General features: G+C 70.8%; 16 protein-coding genes. 11 read left to right on the top strand and 5 right to left on the bottom strand.

Annotation, left to right across the window (positions count from 1 at the left end; genetic code table 11):
- The 5 genes from G4G93_RS21860 to G4G93_RS21840 are packed head-to-tail and all read left to right on the top strand — an operon-like array spanning position 1 to position 5,329.
- The gene (locus tag G4G93_RS21860; RefSeq protein ID WP_165087121.1) at positions 1–2,943 is read left to right on the top strand and encodes a formate dehydrogenase subunit alpha; all 2,943 of its coding nucleotides are present in this window, start codon (positions 1–3) and stop codon (positions 2,941–2,943) included.
- Between the two features lie 11 nt (positions 2,944–2,954).
- Positions 2,955–3,551, top strand: coding sequence for a formate dehydrogenase FDH3 subunit beta (gene fdh3B / locus G4G93_RS21855; protein ID WP_048448809.1), 597 nt, complete (start codon positions 2,955–2,957; stop codon positions 3,549–3,551).
- Positions 3,552–3,562: 11 nt separating this feature from the next.
- A complete protein-coding gene (locus G4G93_RS21850) occupies positions 3,563–4,564 on the top strand; it encodes a formate dehydrogenase subunit gamma (RefSeq protein WP_165087120.1) in 1,002 nt (333 codons plus the stop codon).
- Positions 4,565–4,598: 34 nt separating this feature from the next.
- Positions 4,599–4,826, top strand: a complete 228-nt coding sequence (locus tag G4G93_RS21845; protein ID WP_165087118.1) for a hypothetical protein — start codon at positions 4,599–4,601, stop codon at positions 4,824–4,826.
- Positions 4,823–5,329, top strand: a complete 507-nt coding sequence (locus G4G93_RS21840; protein ID WP_165087117.1) for a hypothetical protein — start codon at positions 4,823–4,825, stop codon at positions 5,327–5,329. The genes G4G93_RS21845 and G4G93_RS21840 overlap by 4 nt, the downstream gene beginning before the upstream one ends.
- Before the next feature lie 322 nt (positions 5,330–5,651).
- Here G4G93_RS21840 and G4G93_RS21835 read toward each other — a convergent pair whose 3' ends face one another.
- The 4 genes from G4G93_RS21835 to G4G93_RS21820 form a co-directional block, all read right to left on the bottom strand.
- Entirely contained in the window at positions 5,652–6,734 is a 1,083-nt protein-coding gene (locus tag G4G93_RS21835; protein ID WP_165087116.1) for a catalase family protein, read from the bottom strand.
- A 94-nt stretch (positions 6,735–6,828) separates the two neighbouring features.
- Complete coding sequence (locus G4G93_RS21830) at positions 6,829–7,443, bottom strand: alpha/beta hydrolase (protein ID WP_165087114.1); 615 nt, start codon at positions 7,441–7,443, stop codon at positions 6,829–6,831.
- A 20-nt stretch (positions 7,444–7,463) separates the two neighbouring features.
- The gene (locus G4G93_RS21825) at positions 7,464–8,228 is read right to left on the bottom strand and encodes an HpcH/HpaI aldolase/citrate lyase family protein (RefSeq protein WP_165087113.1); all 765 of its coding nucleotides are present in this window, start codon (positions 8,226–8,228) and stop codon (positions 7,464–7,466) included.
- 30 nt (positions 8,229–8,258) lie between these two features.
- Positions 8,259–8,936, bottom strand: a complete 678-nt coding sequence (locus G4G93_RS21820) for a glutathione S-transferase family protein (RefSeq protein ID WP_165087111.1) — start codon at positions 8,934–8,936, stop codon at positions 8,259–8,261.
- Positions 8,937–9,076: 140 nt separating this feature from the next.
- Here G4G93_RS21820 and modB point away from each other — a divergent pair, with 140 nt between their 5' ends.
- Together modB and modC are read left to right on the top strand one after the other, a co-directional pair.
- A complete protein-coding gene (gene modB, locus G4G93_RS21815; RefSeq protein WP_165087110.1) occupies positions 9,077–9,775 on the top strand; it encodes a molybdate ABC transporter permease subunit in 699 nt (232 codons plus the stop codon).
- 13 nt (positions 9,776–9,788) lie between these two features.
- Positions 9,789–10,883, top strand: coding sequence for a molybdenum ABC transporter ATP-binding protein (gene modC, locus G4G93_RS21810; RefSeq protein WP_165087108.1), 1,095 nt, complete (start codon positions 9,789–9,791; stop codon positions 10,881–10,883).
- Between the two features lie 473 nt (positions 10,884–11,356).
- On the opposite strand, the gene G4G93_RS21805 is transcribed toward modC, so the two are convergent.
- Positions 11,357–12,073 carry a DUF4142 domain-containing protein gene (locus G4G93_RS21805; RefSeq protein ID WP_165087107.1) on the bottom strand — a complete coding sequence of 239 codons (717 nt, stop codon included), beginning with the start codon at positions 12,071–12,073 and terminating at the stop codon, positions 11,357–11,359.
- 242 nt (positions 12,074–12,315) lie between these two features.
- On the opposite strand from G4G93_RS21805, the gene G4G93_RS21800 reads away from it, so the two are divergent.
- From G4G93_RS21800 to G4G93_RS21785, 4 genes are all read left to right on the top strand, one after another.
- On the top strand, positions 12,316–13,461 hold the full coding sequence (locus G4G93_RS21800; RefSeq protein ID WP_312892188.1) for an acyltransferase: 1,146 nt from the start codon (positions 12,316–12,318) through the stop codon (positions 13,459–13,461).
- A 123-nt stretch (positions 13,462–13,584) separates the two neighbouring features.
- On the top strand, positions 13,585–14,391 hold the full coding sequence (locus tag G4G93_RS21795) for an ABC transporter ATP-binding protein (protein ID WP_165087105.1): 807 nt from the start codon (positions 13,585–13,587) through the stop codon (positions 14,389–14,391).
- Positions 14,384–15,133, top strand: coding sequence for an ABC transporter ATP-binding protein (locus G4G93_RS21790; protein WP_165087104.1), 750 nt, complete (start codon positions 14,384–14,386; stop codon positions 15,131–15,133). The genes G4G93_RS21795 and G4G93_RS21790 overlap by 8 nt, the downstream gene beginning before the upstream one ends.
- A complete protein-coding gene (locus tag G4G93_RS21785) occupies positions 15,133–16,395 on the top strand; it encodes an ABC transporter substrate-binding protein (RefSeq protein ID WP_165087102.1) in 1,263 nt (420 codons plus the stop codon). The genes G4G93_RS21790 and G4G93_RS21785 overlap by 1 nt, the downstream gene beginning before the upstream one ends.
- Positions 16,396–16,496: the final 101 nt, after the last annotated feature.

The following is a 16,496-nucleotide window of genomic DNA, read 5'->3' as shown; positions in this document are numbered from 1 at the left end:
ATGCTGACCAAGCGCAGGAGCGGCGTTGCGGGCCGCGGCAGCCACCAGGCCCTCGCCGCGGGCCTGACCGCCCACACCCTCGACCGCCGCGGCTTCCTGCGGAAATCGGGACTGGCGGCCGGTGGCCTCGCGGCCCTCGGCACGATGCGGCTCGGCGCGGTGCGCCCGGCCCAGGCTGCCGGTTCCTCTGCCGATCCGGCCCAGGCCGTGATCCGCAAGAACGTCTGCACCCATTGCTCGGTCGGCTGCACCGTCACGGCGGAAGTCGTGAACGGCGTCTGGGTCGGGCAGGAGCCGTCCTGGGCGAGCCCGATCAACCGCGGCGCGCATTGCGCCAAGGGCGCGGCGATCCGCGAGCTGGTCCATAGCGACCGCCGCTTGCGCTACCCGATGAAGATCGTCAACGGCGAGTGGCACCGCATCTCCTGGGACCAGGCGATCGACGAGATCACCGACAAGCTCCAGGCGATCCGCAACAAGAACGGCGCCGACTCGGTCTACTGGCTCGGCTCGGCCAAGTTCACCAACGAGGCCTCGTACCTGTTCCGCAAGTTCGCGGCTTATTGGGGTACCAACAACGTCGACCATCAGGCCCGCATCTGCCACTCGACCACCGTGGCGGGTGTCGCCAACACCTGGGGCTACGGCGCCCAGACGAATTCCTACAACGATATCCGCAACGCCAAGACGATGATCATCCTCGGCGGCAATCCCGCCGAGGCGCACCCGATCTCCATGCAGCACGTGCTGTCGGGTAAGGAGATCAACCGCGCCAACATGATCGTCATCGATCCGCGCTTCACCCGCACGGCGGCGCACGCGACCGAGTACGTCCGGATCCGCTCAGGCACCGACATCCCGGTGATCTGGGGCATCCTGTGGCACATCTTCCAGAACGGCTGGGAGGACAAGGCTTTCATCGAGCAGCGCGTCTACGCGATGGACGACGTCCGCAAGGAAGTCGCCAAGTGGACGCCCGACGAGGTCGAGCGGGTCTCCGGAGTGCCGGGCGAGCAGCTCAAGCGCGTCGCCGAGCTCTTCGCCAAGGAGAAGCCCGCCACCCTGATCTGGTGCATGGGCGCGACCCAGCACACGGTCGGCACCGCCAACGTGCGGGCCTTGTGCATCCTGTGCCTTGCCACCGGCAACGTGGGCAAGCCGGGCACCGGCGCCAACATCTTCCGCGGCCACACCAACGTCCAGGGCGCCACCGACCTCGGCCTCGATGTGACGACGCTGCCGCTCTATTACGGCCTCGTCGAGGGCGGCTGGAAGCACTGGGCCCGGGTCTGGGAGGTCGAGTACGACTGGCTGCAAGCGCGCTTCGACGAGGTGCCCGCCAGCGCCGGCCGCAAGGCCCGCTCGCGCAAGGAGAACATGGAGACCCCCGGTCTCACCTCGACCCGGTGGTTCGACGCGGTCAGCCTGCCGGCCGAGCAGGTCGACCAGCGCACCCCGCTCAAGGCCATGATGGTGTTCGGCCACGGCGGCAACACCGTGACCCGGATGCCCGAGGCGGTGAAGGGCATGGCCGAGCTGGAGCTGCTCGTCGTCGCCGACCCGCACCCGACGACCTTCGCGGCGATGGATGCGCGCAAGGACAACACCTATCTCCTGCCGATCTGCACGTCGCTGGAGATGGACGGGTCGCGCACGGCCTCGAACCGCTCGATCCAGTGGGGCGAGCAGATCGTCAAGCCGGCCTTCGAGTCGAAGAACGACTACGAGGTCATCTACCGGATGGCGAAAAAGCTCGGCTTTGCCGAGTCGCTGTTCAAGAACGTCAAGGTCGTGGACGGCATCCCGGTCGCCGAGGACCTGCTGCGGGAGATCAACCGCGGCGGCTGGTCGACGGGCTATTGCGGCCAGAGCCCCGAGCGCCTGAAGGCGCACATGAAGAACCAGCACAAGTTCGACCTCGTCACGTTGCGCGCGCCGAAGGACGATCCGGAGGTCGGCGGCGACTATTACGGCCTGCCCTGGCCGTGCTGGGGCAAGCCGGAGATCCGCCATCCGGGCACCCACATCCTCTACAACACCGCGCTCCATGTGAAAGAGGGCGGCGGCACCTTCCGCGCTCGGTTCGGCACCGAGCGCAACGGGCAGACGCTGCTGGCGGAAGATTCCTTCTCCAAGGGCTCCGACCTCACCGACGGCTATCCGGAATTCACCTTCGGGGTGTTCCGCAAGCTCGGCTGGGACAAGGACCTGACGGCGGACGAACTCGCCACGATCCAGCGGATCGGCGGCAACAACCCGGACACGGTCAGCTGGGCCACCGATTTGTCGGGCGGCATCCAGCGGGTCTGCCTCGACCACGGCGTGATCCCGTTCGGCAACGGCAAGGCGAGGGCGAATGCCTGGAACCTGCCCGACCCGGTGCCGGTCCACCGCGAGCCGGTCTACTCGCCGCGGCCCGACCTCGTCGCCAAGTACCCGACGCGGCCCGACGAGCGGCAGTTCCGCATGCCCAATGTCGGCTTCTCGGTGCAGAAGGCGGCGGTCGATCGCGGCATCGCCAAGCAGTTCCCGATCATCCTGTCCTCGGGCCGCCTCGTCGAATACGAGGGCGGCGGCGAGGAGACCCGCTCGAATCCCTGGCTCGCCGAGTTGCAGCAGGACATGTTCGTCGAGGTCAACACCCAGGACGCCGCCGACCGCGGCATCAAGGACGGCCAGTTCGTCTGGGTCTACGGCCCGGAGAACACCGCCAAGACCAAGGTGAAGGCCCTCGTCACCGACCGCGTCGCCAAGGGCGTGGCCTGGATGCCGTTCCACTTCTCGGGCTGGTACCAGGGCAAGGACATGCGCGACTTCTACCCGAAGGGCGCCGATCCGGTGGTGCTCGGCGAGAGCGTCAACACCGTCACTACCTACGGCTTCGACCCGGTGACGGGCATGCAGGAGACCAAGGTGACCCTCTGTCAGATCAGCGCGGCGTAAGGGGGATCCTCATGGCCAGAATGAAGTTCCTCTGCGACGCCGACCGCTGCATCGAGTGCAACGCCTGCGTCACCGCCTGCAAGAACGAGCACGAGGTGCCGTGGGGCATCAACCGTCGCCGGGTCATCACCCTCAACGACGGCAAGCCCGGCGAGCGCTCGGTCTCGATGGCCTGCATGCACTGCACCGACGCGCCCTGCGCGGCGGTGTGCCCGGTGAACTGCTTCTACACCACGGCCGACGCCGTGGTGCTGCATTCCAAGGACCTGTGCATCGGCTGCGGCTACTGCTTCTACGCCTGCCCGTTCGGGGCGCCGCAATACCCGCGGGTCGGGAATTTCGGCTCCCGCGGCAAGATGGACAAGTGCACCTATTGCTCGGGCGGCCCGGAGGCCGACCTCTCGGTCGCCGAGTACGAGAAGTACGGCTCGAACCGCCTGGCGGAAGGCAAGCTGCCGCTCTGCGCCGAGATGTGCTCGACCAAGTCGCTGCTCGCCGGCGACGGCGAGATGATCGCCCAGATCTACAAGGAGCGGGTGATCAAGCGCGGCTACGGCTCGGGCGCGTGGGGCTGGAAGACGGCCTACCGCGAGACGATCGCGATCTGAGGATGATGCCGATGCGCAGGCTGACCTCCATCGCCCTCCTGGCGGCGACCCTGGCGCTGACGGTTCCCGCCGTCGCCCAGGTGCGCGCGCCCGACGGCGCCCCCAACCCCACCGCCTCCTCGGTCAACGAGGAGATGCTGTTCAAGCAGGACCCGAAGATCCACGGCCGGATCTCGATCCCGAACGCCACCGCCGCCAACCTGATCCAGCCGCAGGGACGGGAATGGCGCGAGTTCCGCGAATCCTGGATGCCGTGGATCGGGGCGCTCGCCGTGCTCGGCATGATCGCCGCGCTCGGCCTGTTCTACTTCACCCGTGGGCGCATCCGCCTCGAGCACAGCGAGGAATCGGGTAAGAAGATTCTTCGCTTCAACGGCTTCGAGCGCTTCTCGCACTGGATGACGGCGTCCTGCTTCATCGTGCTGTCGCTGTCGGGCCTCAACTACATCTTCGGCAAGCGGCTGCTGATGCCCTTGATCGGGCCGGAGGCGTTCGCGACGCTCGCCCAATACGGCAAGTACGCACACATCTATCTCGCCTGGCCGTTCATGCTCGGCGTGCTGTTCATGCTCGTGCTGTGGATCAAGGACAACATCCCGGGCAAAATCGACTGGATCTGGCTCAAGCAGGGCGGCGGCCTGCTGGGCGACGCGCATCCGAGCGCCGGCCGCTTCAATGCCGGCCAGAAGATGGTGTTCTGGATGGTGGTCGGCTTCGGACTCGCCATGGGCGCCACCGGCATCATGATGATCTTCCCGTTCGCGGCGACGGACATCAACGGGATGCAGGTCATGCAGGTGATCCACTCGCTGATCGGCGTGGTGTTCATCGCTGGCATCCTGGCCCACATCTATATCGGCAGTCTGGGCATGGAGGGCGCTTACGACGCCATGGGCAGCGGCGAGGTGGACCTGGCCTGGGCCAAGGTACACCACGACCTCTGGGTCAAGGAGCAGCAGGCCAAGACCGCGAGCGGGCCGCAGCTCGGCCGCGGCCAGGTTCCGGCAGAGTGAAATCCGGGCGGAGCAAGCGGGTGCGGAGAGAGCGATGAAAGCCTTCCTGGTCGCCGTGGCGGCGGCCCTGGTCCTGGCCACCGCGGCGAGCTTCCTGCTCGCCGAGAACCAGCGTTTCGCCTACCAGGCCTTCGCCACCTCGGGCGCACGGGTCTCGGATCCGGGCACCAACCTCGTCGGCCCGCGTTGGACCGGCGACATCAAGGAGCCGGGCGCTGCGGGTCACAAGCCGGCCGGCCACAAGGCGGAGGCGGGCTCGTGAGCCGGATCGGCATCGTCACCCTGGCCGCCATCGGCCTCGCCGCGTCGGTGAGCGCGGCACAGGCCGCCGGCCCGCCGGCCAACCTGTGCCAGGAGCTGGTCGCCTTCGTGCACCCGAAGGCGCCGGACGCCGGCGCGAGCCCGGCCCAGGCCGCGACTCCCGCCGTGCAGGCGCCCGACCGCGGCGCGGCGCAGCAGCCGAGCGCCGGCGCCGGCGAGACGCAGCAGAAATCGGGCCTGAGCGGCCCGGTCGCCCAGACCGGCCCCGGCGCGGCGGGCCCGCAGGGCCAGGCGCAGGCCCAGTCCCAGGCCGCCCCGGCCGGAGCGCCGGCCCCGAAGAAGCCGAGCCCCGAGCAGATCGCGCAGGTCGATGCGGCGGCGGGCGCCAACGATATCCAGGCCTGCCGCGCGGCCGCGCAATCCATTCGCCGGGCCGGCGTGGTGATGCCGCCGGCGCTGATCGCGCTGTCGGCGCTCGATCCGAAGTTCTTCGCGGCGCAGTGAGGGAGACGAGGTCCGGAAGATCCATTCCGGACCTCGTCTCACCAGCCCGCTCGGCGGAGCCGGAGGCTCCACACGCGCGAGCGAAGTCGACTTCCGCATGGCGAAGGCGAGTGCGCAGCAATCGCCGAGCAATCAATCGGAAGTCGCATGATGCCTAAGCACCTTCGAACGGGCTCGTTCGAAGGTGCTGGGCAAGCCCGAACGGGTGCCGATACGCCGAACGCTTTGCCGGCGACGTGGCGATGGCAAAGCGCACCGCTGTGACGCCTCTCCACCTTCTTGTGGACAGGGGAAAGCGCCGGAATTTTGAGCTTGCCGTCGCTTACGCCGGGATCTGCTCCACGCCCGCCGGCTCCTTCTCCGCCACTCCGTTCTCCCGGTGCCGGAACGCGCTCAACGCCGCGTAGACCTGGAGCCGGGCCCGCATCACCGAGCCCAGCGGCCGGTGCGCCGTCAGGCTGTGGGCGGGGCGGAAGGTCATCACATCGTCGAAGTAGCGCACCCGCTCCGGGCCATAGGCGTCCTGGCGCGGCAGGCGGATCGTCGCGACCGTGCGGTAGGGGCTGATCGCCACCGGCCAATCGACCGAGGCATCCTCGATCGGCTGCTTCTCGGCGTCGGACCAGAGCTGCGCCTTCAGGGCGAACACCGCCTCGCTCTCCCGGAAATAGGCCACCGCGGCGTGGCGGAAGCCGTCCTCGTCCGCGTGCGGGTCGAGACGCCACTCGGCGAGCGCCCGCTGGGCAGCGCTGTCCGGCACCGCGCCGAGCTTCGCCACGTAGTCGCCGAAGCGGACCGGCGCCTGGCTGAAGTAGCTGTCGGCGAGGGGATGGCTGAACGGATGGCCGAAGAAGTCCGCCATGGCGCTCTCGGTGCCGAAGGCGTGCAGCACCCTGTTGAGGTTGCGCGCCACTGCCGCGACCGCGCTCTTCGCGCCCTCCGGCAGGCCGGCACTCTTCCCGATCACCGCACCGTCGCGCAGGAAACCCGCGGCGGTGCCGGACGGGAAGGTCGTGCCGGTGGCGAGCACGAAATCCTGGGTGTCCTCCACGTGGCCCGGCAGCTTCTCGCCGGCGACGCCGAACACCTTGATCGCCATACCGCGATGGGTCGACACGCGATCCCCCAGGGTCTCGCCCGGCCCCTGCGCGAAGCGCACGGCGACGGGATAGGTGCGGGCGCCGGCAAACAGCCCCTGCGCCAGTTCCTCGGGCAAGCCCTCCGCCACCGTCAGTTCGCCGACGACGCAGGCCGAGCTCTTGGCGTGGCTCGCCCGGACTGCGTGGTGCTCGCGCGTCTCCACCGTCTCGGATTGCCGCGTCATCCCCCGGATGATGCCGTCGATCGTCTCCTGCTCGCCGGGTGCGGGTCGCTCGATGTCGGGGGAGTAACGCAACGGGGGCATGCCGGTGTCCTTCCGTCGGGGGACGTTCTGGAATGTTCCCCAACGTCGGTCGCCGGCATTTGTTCGGACAGCCCGATCGACCAGCGGCGGCGCTTCACGGCCGCCCGGTCAGCCACGTCTTCGCCCGCACGAGGTCCGCCTGCGACAGGCCGTGGCCGGCGGGCAGCACCTCGTGGGTGACGGCGGCGCCCGCATCCGTCAGCATCGCGGCGAGGCGCGCGGCATTGCCGGCGGGCACGATCGGGTCCATCCGGCCCGACAGGATCAGCACCGGCTCGCCCTGGAGCCGCGCCGCCGGCGGGCCCGAGAGCGGCACCATCGCCCGCAGCAGCACGGCGCCCGCGAGCACGCCCGGATGCAGGAGCATCAGGGCGGCGGCGATGTTGGCGCCGTTCGAGAAGCCGACGGCGAGGGGCGCGGCGATCCCGTACTCGTCTCGCGCCGCGGTCACGAATCCGGCGAGGTCGCCGGCCCGGCGCACCAGATCGGCCTCGTCGAACACGCCCTCGGCGAGGCGGCGGAAGAAGCGCGGCGCGCCGCCCTCCAGCACCTGGCCGCGGGGCGAGAGCAGCGCCGCGCCCGGCGACAGCGCCCGGCCGAGGGGCAGGAGGTCGTCCTCGTCGCCCCCGGTCCCGTGCAGGAGCAGGAGCGGCACCGCCTGCGGCTCGGCGGCGGGCTCGAAGCGGTGCTGGAACGACAGGGCGGCCATGGGCGTCCTCCGGGTGGGGTTCAGGCGTTGAAGAGCTTGGCGACCCGTTGGGTCTCGCGGGCGAGCAGGAAGGCGTCGCCGGCCACCGCCACGAAGCCGAACCCGGCCTCGAACCGGGCCCGGGCGCTCGCCTCGCCGAAGTCGAGCAGGCCCGCCGCCTTGCCGGCCTGGCGGATCCGCGGCAGCGCCGCCGCGATCGCCTCGCGGACCGGGGCGGCGTTCGGCTGGCCGAGATGGCCCATGCTGGCGGCGAGGTCGTTCGGGCCGATGAACACGCCGTCGACGCCCTCCACCGCCGCGATCTCGCCGGCCGCCGCCAGCGCCTCCGCCGTCTCGATCTGCACCACGACGCAGACCTCGTCGCCCGAGCGGGCGTGGTAGTCCGGCCGCAGGCCGTAGCCGGTGGCCCGCGACGTGCCGGCGAAACCCCGGATGCCGTGCGGCGGGTAGCGCGTCGCGGCGACCGCCCGGCGCGCCTCGTCGGCATTCTGCACGAACGGGAACATCAGCGAGCGGGCGCCCTGGTCGAGCAGGCGCTTGACCATGACCGGCTCGTTCCACGGCACCCGCACCACCGGCTCGGCGGTGCCGCCCTCGGCCGCCCGCAGGTGGTCGACGACCTGGATCAGGTCGTTGGGCGAATGCTCCATGTCGATGAGCATCCAGGCGAAGCCGGCCCCGGCGGCGAGCTCGGTGATGCCGGGCGAGCCGGTGGTCATCCACAGCCCGGCCTGGCGCCGGTTCTCGGCGAGGCCGCGCTTGAACGGGTTGTCGAACGATCGCATGGGCGTCTCCTCCGTGAGATCCGTGCCGGCTCAGACGGCCGGCTTCAGGTGCTTGAACATGTGCCCGCGCGCCTCGGCATCCAGCTCGGCTTTGAAGGCGAAGCGGTCCTTCAGGGCGACGGCCTTCGCGGCGGCGGGGCGGGCGGCGATCGCGTCGGTGTGGCGCTTCACGTTCGGGAACGCCTCGAAGGCGTCCTCGCCCAGCACGAAGGGCAGCATCCGCGCCCAGCCCCACACGGCCATGTCGACGAGGCCGTAGGCCTCGCCCACCATCCATTCGCGCCCGGCGAGGTGGCCGTCGAGCACGCCGTAATGGCGCTTCACCTCGAACCGGTAGCGCTCGTCGGCGTAAGGCACCGGCTCGGGGGCGAAATGGCGGAAATGCACCGCCTGGCCCGAGAACGGCCCGATGCCGGTCGCCACGAACATCAGCCAGGACAGGAGCGCGCCGCGCTCAGGGGCGGGCGGCAGGAAGCGGCCGGTCTTCTCGGCGAGGTAGAGCAGGATCGCGTTCGAATCGAACACCACGGTTCCGTCGTCGACGATCGCCGGGACCTTGCCGTTCGGGTTGAGCTTCAGGAACTCGGGCGCGAACTGCTCGCCCTTGCGGGTATCCACCGCCACCGGCTCGTAGGGCAGACCCGCCTCCTCCAGGAAGAGCGCGACCTTGGTCGGGTTGGGCGAGCCGTTGAAGTAGAAGGTGATCATCCGGGCCTCCGGGAAACGGGTTAGCGGTCCCGACACAGGCCCCAGATGGCGGCATGGATCAATCGGGGGGTTCGAAACCCAGCGTTGCCGCGCGGGGCCTGGACTCCCGGCGCCGATCCGCCATGGTGCGGGATCGATCGATGACCCCTCCCCTGTTCCTCACCCCCGACGAGTGGAGCGCGCTCAGGCTCAGCCTGCTGGTGGCGAGCGCTGCGACGCTGGCGAGCCTGCTGCCGGGCCTCGCCGTCGCCTATTTGCTGGCCCGCCGCGAGTTCCGCGGCCGGACGCTCCTCGACGGGCTGGTCCACCTGCCGCTGATCCTGCCGCCGGTGGTCACCGGCTACCTGCTGCTCCTCGCCTTCGGGCGCCGCGGCTGGTTCGGGCCGGCTTTGGCGGAGGTCGGCATCGTGTTCTCGTTCCGCTGGACCGGGGCGGCGCTCGCCTGCGCGGTGATGGGTTTCCCGCTGATGGTGCGGGCGATGCGCCTGTCCTTCGAGGCGGTCGACCGCAAGCTGGAGCAGGCCGCCGGCACGCTGGGGGCGTCCCCCCTCGCGGTGTTCCTCGTCGTCACGCTGCCCCTGGCCCTGCCGGGGATCCTCGCCGGCGCGGTACTGGCCTTCGCCAAGGCGATGGGCGAGTTCGGCGCCACCATCACCTTCGTGTCGAACATCCCGGGCGAGACCCAGACCCTGCCGGCGGCGATCTACACCCTGACCCAGGTGCCGGGGGGCGAAGCCGGGGCACTGCGCCTCACCCTGGTCTCGGTCGCCCTGTCGATGGCGGCCCTGATCGCCTCGGAATGGCTGGCCCGGCGGGCTCGCAAGCGGCTCGGGGCATGACGGGATCCTCGGCATGATCGAGGTTGCGGTCCGACACGCCCGCGGCGCCTTCGCGCTCGACGCCGCCTTCGCGGCACAGGGGCGGGTCACCGCCCTGTTCGGGCGTTCCGGCTCCGGCAAGTCGACCCTCGTCGACGTGATCGCCGGGCTGGTGCGGCCGGATCACGGGCGGATCGTGGTCGACGGCGTCACCCTCCTCGACACCCAGGCGCGCCTCCTCGTGCCGGTGCACCGGCGCCGGATCGGCTACGTGTTCCAGGAAGCGCGGCTGATGCCGCATTTGAGCGTGCGCCAGAACCTGCTGTTCGGGCGTTGGTTTTCCAGCGACCGCGCCGGCGGCCCGAGCCTCGCGGCGGTGGCCGACCTCCTCGGCATCGCGCCCCTGCTCGACCGGCGGCCGGCGGGGCTCTCGGGCGGCGAGCGCCAGCGCGTGGCGATCGGCCGGGCGCTGCTCGCCCGCCCCCGCCTCCTCCTGATGGACGAGCCGCTCTCGGCCCTCGACGAGGCGCGCAAGGCCGAGATCCTGCCCTACGTGGCGCGCCTGCGCGACGAGGCGCGGGTGCCGATCGTCTATGTCAGCCACGCGGTCGCCGAGGTGGCGCGCCTCGCCGACACGGTGGTGGTGCTCGACCAGGGCCGGGTCGCGGCCTGCGGCCCGGCTGCCGAGGTGCTGCGCCGGGGCGCCCTCTTCCCGGGCCGCGAGACGGCCGAGACCGGCGCCCTGCTGCAACTCCGGATCGCGGCGCACGACGACGCCTTCGGCCTCACCCGCCTCGACGGCCCGCCCGGCCGCCTGACCGTGCCGCGGCTCCCCCTGCCGGTGGGGACGAGCGTCAGGGTCCGGGTGCGGGCCCGCGACGTGCTGGTGGCGCGCGAGGCGCCGCGGGGCTTGAGCGCCCGCAACGTGCTCCTCGGCACCGTCACCGCCGTGACCCCGGGAGACGGCGCCCATGCCCGGGTCGAGATCGCCTGCGGCGACGCGGTGCTGGTCGCCGAGGTCACGCGGCTCGCCGCCCACGAACTCGCCCTGGCGCCGGGATCGGGTGTGGTGGCGATCGTGAAGAGCGTCGCGTTCGACGAGGAGACGATCGGGGTGGTGGAGATCTAAGGGAAAGCGTCGGCGACGAGGCGAAGACGAGGAGACGACCCGCCCGGATCCCGCGAGGACCTCAAACGTCGGTCGAACGCCTTCCCGGTCGCGAGAGCCCATGGCGCGTGGGTTTGCGACGGGATTCTCCGGCCGTCGTCGAAACCCGAACAGGGCCGGGCAGGCATGGTCGGGAAAGAGGTGACCGGGTTTCCGATGCTCGCCGTCGCCATCGCGAAAAGCCCGACCCGACGGTTTTTGACCATCACGACCGGGCTCGTGCCGAGGCCCGGTCCACCTGGCAGGAGGGCCCGCGGGTCCTCGCCGGTCGAAGAGAGGGCGCGGTCGCACCGTCGATCAATCGGCGCGGACCGGTTTTTGCACCTCTCCCGTGTACCGACACTGTCGCGCCGCGCCGCCCCGAACGAAAAACGGCGGGCCTTCCGGCCCGCCGCACCGTCACATCAGCGTGTCATGTCAGCGTGTCATGCCGCTCAGCGGGCGCCCGGCAGACGCTGGGCCTGCGCCAGGTGCTGCTCCATCACCGGCAGCGCCTGCTGCACGTAGTTGCGCAGAGCCGGGTTCGGGCCGGACTGGGCATAGGCCTGGTAGTTGGCGACGGTCATGCCGTGAGCCTGCACCTGCATGCGGGCATAGGTACGGTCGAAGGCCGGGCCGGCCGGGGTGTTGGCGAGTTCGGCGAGCATCGCCTGCTGCTGCGGGCTCAGCGGAACCGCCTGGGTGGCCGCCGTGGTGGTCACGTCGCCGTCGAAGTCGACCGCGTTCGCGCCGATCTGGGCGCCGCGGGCCGCACCCGCACCGAGGCCCTCGAGGCCGCCGACCGGGCCGCCCTGCAGGGTGCCGCCGACCACGCCGGCCGCCGCACCGGTGGCCGCGCCGACCGCGCCGCCGGCGATGGCGAAGGGCGCCTCGATCAGGCCGCCGATGCCGGCGCCGGTGCCGCGGGCCACGTTCTCACGGCCGCCGAGCAGCGCGACGTTGGCGGCGCGGTGGTCGCGGATCATCTCGCGGGCGTAGCTGCGGATCTGCGGGTTGCGCGACTTGTCGAGAGCGATCTGGCTCGACTTGACCTCGAACGCGTTCGACATCAGCGCCATCGAGCGGAACTGGTTGAAGTCGCCGACCTGCTGTGCGAAGGCGGGGGTCGCGAGGGCAACGGCGAGACCGGTCAGGGCAACGAGCTTCTTCATGGGTGATCTCCTGGAAATCTGTTCTTGAGCGTCGGGCCGGTCAACGACCGAACATCGGACCGTCCGTCCGGAACGGCTTGGCGGGACGCTTTCGGTGCGGACAACGAGCTTTCGCGAACATTGTTCCCGTCGTTGCGTCATCTTCCGGGCCGGCTGCGCTGGCCGGATCGCGCCCGCTTCCGGTATGACGGGGCCCGACGCCCCGGACGGTCCGGGTGCGGACGCGACGCGACCGATCCCCCGTGACACGCCCCGCCCCGACACGCCCCGCTCCCCTCCCGCTGATCCAGGTCCTGCGGGCGCTGGCCGCCCTGATGGTCGCCGCCGGCCACGCGCAGTTCGAGGCCGCCGGCCTCGCCGCCCGGGTGGGCCAGCCCTTCGTCCCGGCCGCCTGGCTGCCCTGGCCGGCCGGGGTCGACGTGTTCTTCGTGATCTCCGGCTTCATCATCGTGCACGCCGCCGCCGCCCTGCACGGGCGGGCCGACGCGCGGAGCGTCTTCCTCGCGCACAGGGTCGCCCGGGTCGTGCCGCTCTACTGGCTCGCCACCACGCTCTACCTCGCGCTGGCCTGGCTCAGGCCGGGCCTCCTCGGCGCGGGCGCCGAGGGGCCGCTCTACCTCGCCGCCTCCTACCTGTTCTGGCCGATGGCCCGGGCCGACGGGGCGGTGCAGCCGCTCTACTCGCTGGGCTGGACGCTCAACTACGAGATGGCGTTCTACGCACTCTTCGCCCTCGTTCTGCCCTGGGGCCGGCGGGGCGCGGTCCTGGGCGTGGGCGTCCTCCTCGCCGGCCTCGTCCTCGGTGCGGCGTTCATCCGGCCGCTGCAAGGGGCCATCCAAGGGCCCGTCCAAGGGCCCGTCGCCGTACCGCTCGCCTTCTGGGGCGATCCGATCGTGCTCGAATTCGCCTGCGGCGCCGTCCTCGCCCTGGCGCGGCAGGAGGGCCTGCGCCTGGCCCTGCCGGCGCGTCTCGCCCTGGCGGGGCTCGGCCTCGCCCTCCTGTCCCTCGCCGGCGAGGACCCCTCTCTCCCCCGCTTCATCGCCTGGGGCGGGCCCGCCGCCTTGCTGGTCGCCGCCGCCGCGCTCGGGCCGGCAGGGTCTGCGGGCCGCCCGCTCCGCCCGGCCATCGTCTTGGGAATCGTCTTGGGAGACGCATCCTACGCCCTCTATCTGGCTCATCCCTTCGTCGTACGGGGCCTGCGGGTGATCGCCGAGGCGACCGGCCTCGCGTCGGTCCTGGGTGCCGGACCGCTGGTGATCCTGATGCTCGCCGCCTCCGCCGCCGCGGCGCTCCTGCTGCACCGCATCGTCGAGCGGCCCCTCAGCCGCGCCGTACGGGCGTTGCTCGCGCCCGCCCTCAGGCCGGCGCCCGTCGCGGATAAGGTCTGACAAGCCCGAAACTCCCCGCTGCGGGGCCGGCCGAACCCGTTGACACTCCATCGGCGGCATGCTGTTTCGCTATGCGATACGCGCATAAGCGCGAGTGAGGAAACGCAGGGGTGACGCGCCGACATGGCCCAATCGACCGCCCACGCCGAGGGACGCGCCCGACCGGGTGCTGAAGGCCGGGACATCGTCCTGTCCACCGAGGGGCTGACCAAGGAGTTCAAGGGCTTCCGCGCCGTGAACGGCGTGACGCTCGAGGTGACGCGCGGCACCATCCACGCGCTGATCGGCCCGAACGGCGCCGGCAAGACCACCTGCTTCAACCTGCTGACGAAGTTCCTGGTGCCGTCGGCGGGCTCGATCCGCTACAACGGCCGCGACATCACCGGCATGAAGCCGGCGGACGTGGCGCGGCTCGGCCTGGTGCGCTCGTTCCAGATCTCGGCGGTCTTCCCGCACCTGACCGTCAAGGAGAACGTCCGCATCGCGCTGCAGCGACGCAAGCGCGGCGACTCGTTCGATTTCTGGCGCTCGGAGACGGTGCTGCGGGCCCTCAACCAGGAGGCGCTGCAGCTGGTCGAGGCGGTCGGCCTCTCGGACTTCGCCGAGGTCCCGGCGGTGGAACTGTCCTACGGCCGCAAGCGCGCGCTCGAGATCGCCACCACCCTGGCGCTCGAGCCCGAGATGCTGCTCCTCGACGAGCCGATGGCCGGGATGGGCCACGAGGACGTCGACCGGACCGCGGCGCTGATCCGCCGGGTCTCGAAGAACCGCACCATCCTGATGGTCGAGCACAACCTGTCCGTCGTCGCCTCGCTGTCCGACCGCATCACCGTGCTGGCGCGCGGCCAGGTGCTGGCGGAGGGCGACTACGCCACCGTGTCGAAGGATCCCCGCGTGATTGAGGCCTATATCGGAGCCGGTCATGGCTGAGGCGGTGATGACGAAGCCGGTCCCGCAGGCGGGCGCGGGCGCCGCCCCGTTGCTGGCCATCCAGGGCCTCGAGGGCTGGTACGGCGAGAGCCACGTGCTGCACGGCGTCACCTTCGACGTGAAGCCCGGCGAGGTGGTGACGCTGCTCGGCCGCAACGGCGCCGGCAAGACCACGACCCTGCGCGCCATCATCGGCATCCTGGGCAAGCGGAAAGGGTCGATCCGCTACGACGGCACCGAGACCATCGGCATGGCGTCGCGCAACATCGCCAAGCTCGGCCTCGGCTACGTGCCGGAGGAGCGCGGCATCTTCTCGAGCCTGTCGGTCTACGAGAACCTGATGCTGCCGCCGCGGGTGAAGCCCGGCGGGATGACGGTCGAGCAGATCTACACCCTGTTCCCCAACCTCAAGGAGCGCTCGGCCAGCCAGGGCACCAAGCTCTCGGGCGGCGAGCAGCAGATGCTCGCCATCGGCCGCATCCTGCGCACCGGCGCCAAGCTGATCCTGCTCGACGAGCCGACCGAGGGCCTCGCCCCGGTCATCGTGCAGCAGATCGGCCGGACGATCGCCCGGCTGAAGACCGAGGGCTACACCATCGTGCTGGTTGAGCAGAACTTCCGCTTCGCCCAGACCGTGGCCGACCGGCACTTCGTGGTCGAGCAGGGCCGGGTGGTCGACATGATCCCGAACGCCGAGCTCGACGCCAACATCGACAAGCTGCACACCTATCTCGGGGTCTGATGCGGCCCCGGATCCTCCTCACGGCCCTGCTGGCGGGCCTCGCGCCGATCGTTGCAGGTTCGGTCTTGGCAGCGCTTGCGGAGACGCCGGTGACGGCCGCGCCGGTGAAGATCGGCGTGCTGAACGACCGCTCGGGCGTCTATGCCGACATCTCGGGCGAGGGCTCGGTCGTCGCCGCCCGCATGGCCGTGGAGGATTTCCGCCCGAACGGCCGCGATCTCACGGTCGAGATCGTGGCCGGCGACCACCAGAACAAGCCGGCCGTCGGCGCGGCCCTCGCCCGCGTCTGGTACGACCGGGAGGGGGTCGACGCGATCTTCGACGTGCCGACCTCGTCGGTGGCGCTGGCCATCCATCAGGTCACCCGCGAGAAGAACAAGGTCTTCGTCGATTCCGGCGCCGGCACCGCCGACCTGACCGGGCCCGACTGCTCGCCCAACACCGTGCACTGGACCTTCGATACGGTGGCCCTGGCGAACGGCACCGGCGGCGCCATGGTCAAGCGCGGCGGCGACACCTGGTTCTTCGTCACCGCCGACTACGCCTTCGGCGAGGCGGTGCAGCGCGACACCACGGCGCTGATCCTGCGCAACGGCGGCAAGGTGCTGGGCAGCGTCAAGACGCCGTTCCCGGCCTCGGACTTCGTGCCGTATCTCCGCCAGGCGCAAGCCTCGGGCGCCAAGGTGATCGGGCTGGCCAATGCCGGCGGCGACACGATCGGGGCGGTGCGCGAGGCGGCGCGGATGAAGCTGACAGAGGGCGGCCAGGCGCTCGCCGGCCTCTTGATCTTCTCCTCCGACATCCATTCGCTCACCCCGAAGGTGGCGCAGGGCCTGGTGCTGACCGAGCCGTTCTACTGGGACCTCAACGACGCCACCCGCGCCTTCTCCGAGCGCTTCGCCCGCCGCTTCGGCGGCCGCAAGCCCACCGCCGCCCAGGCCGGCGTCTATGCCGGCGTGCTGCATTACCTGAAGGCGGTGGTCGCCCTGCGCGCCGCCGCCGACGGGAGCCGGGTGGTGGCGAAGATGAAGGAGATCCCGACCGACGACCCGCTCTTCGGCAAGGGCAACATCCGGGCCGACGGGCGCAAGATCCACGACATGTACCTGTTCGAGGTCAAGAAGCCGTCCGAATCCAAGGGCGAGTGGGATCTCTACAGGACGCTGGCGACAATTCCCGGCGCGGAGGCCTTCCGGCCCCTCGACCAGGGCGGCTGCCCGCTCGCCACGCGGGCGGCGCAGGCGGAGGGGGCGAGACCCTGACGGTCTCGCCCTCGCACCGAGAAGCGGGCGCGCGGTCCCGACGCCGCGAATCCCGCCCGGACCAGAGACCATCGCCGCCGCTTGCGGGGGCGCCGATCGAG

Origin of the sequence: Methylobacterium sp. DB0501, assembly GCF_011043735.1 — a bacterium.
Lineage (GTDB): Bacteria > Pseudomonadota > Alphaproteobacteria > Rhizobiales > Beijerinckiaceae > Methylobacterium > Methylobacterium alsaeris.
Note: the sequence above shows the minus strand (reverse complement) of the source record. Positions and strands in the feature narration are given on the sequence as shown.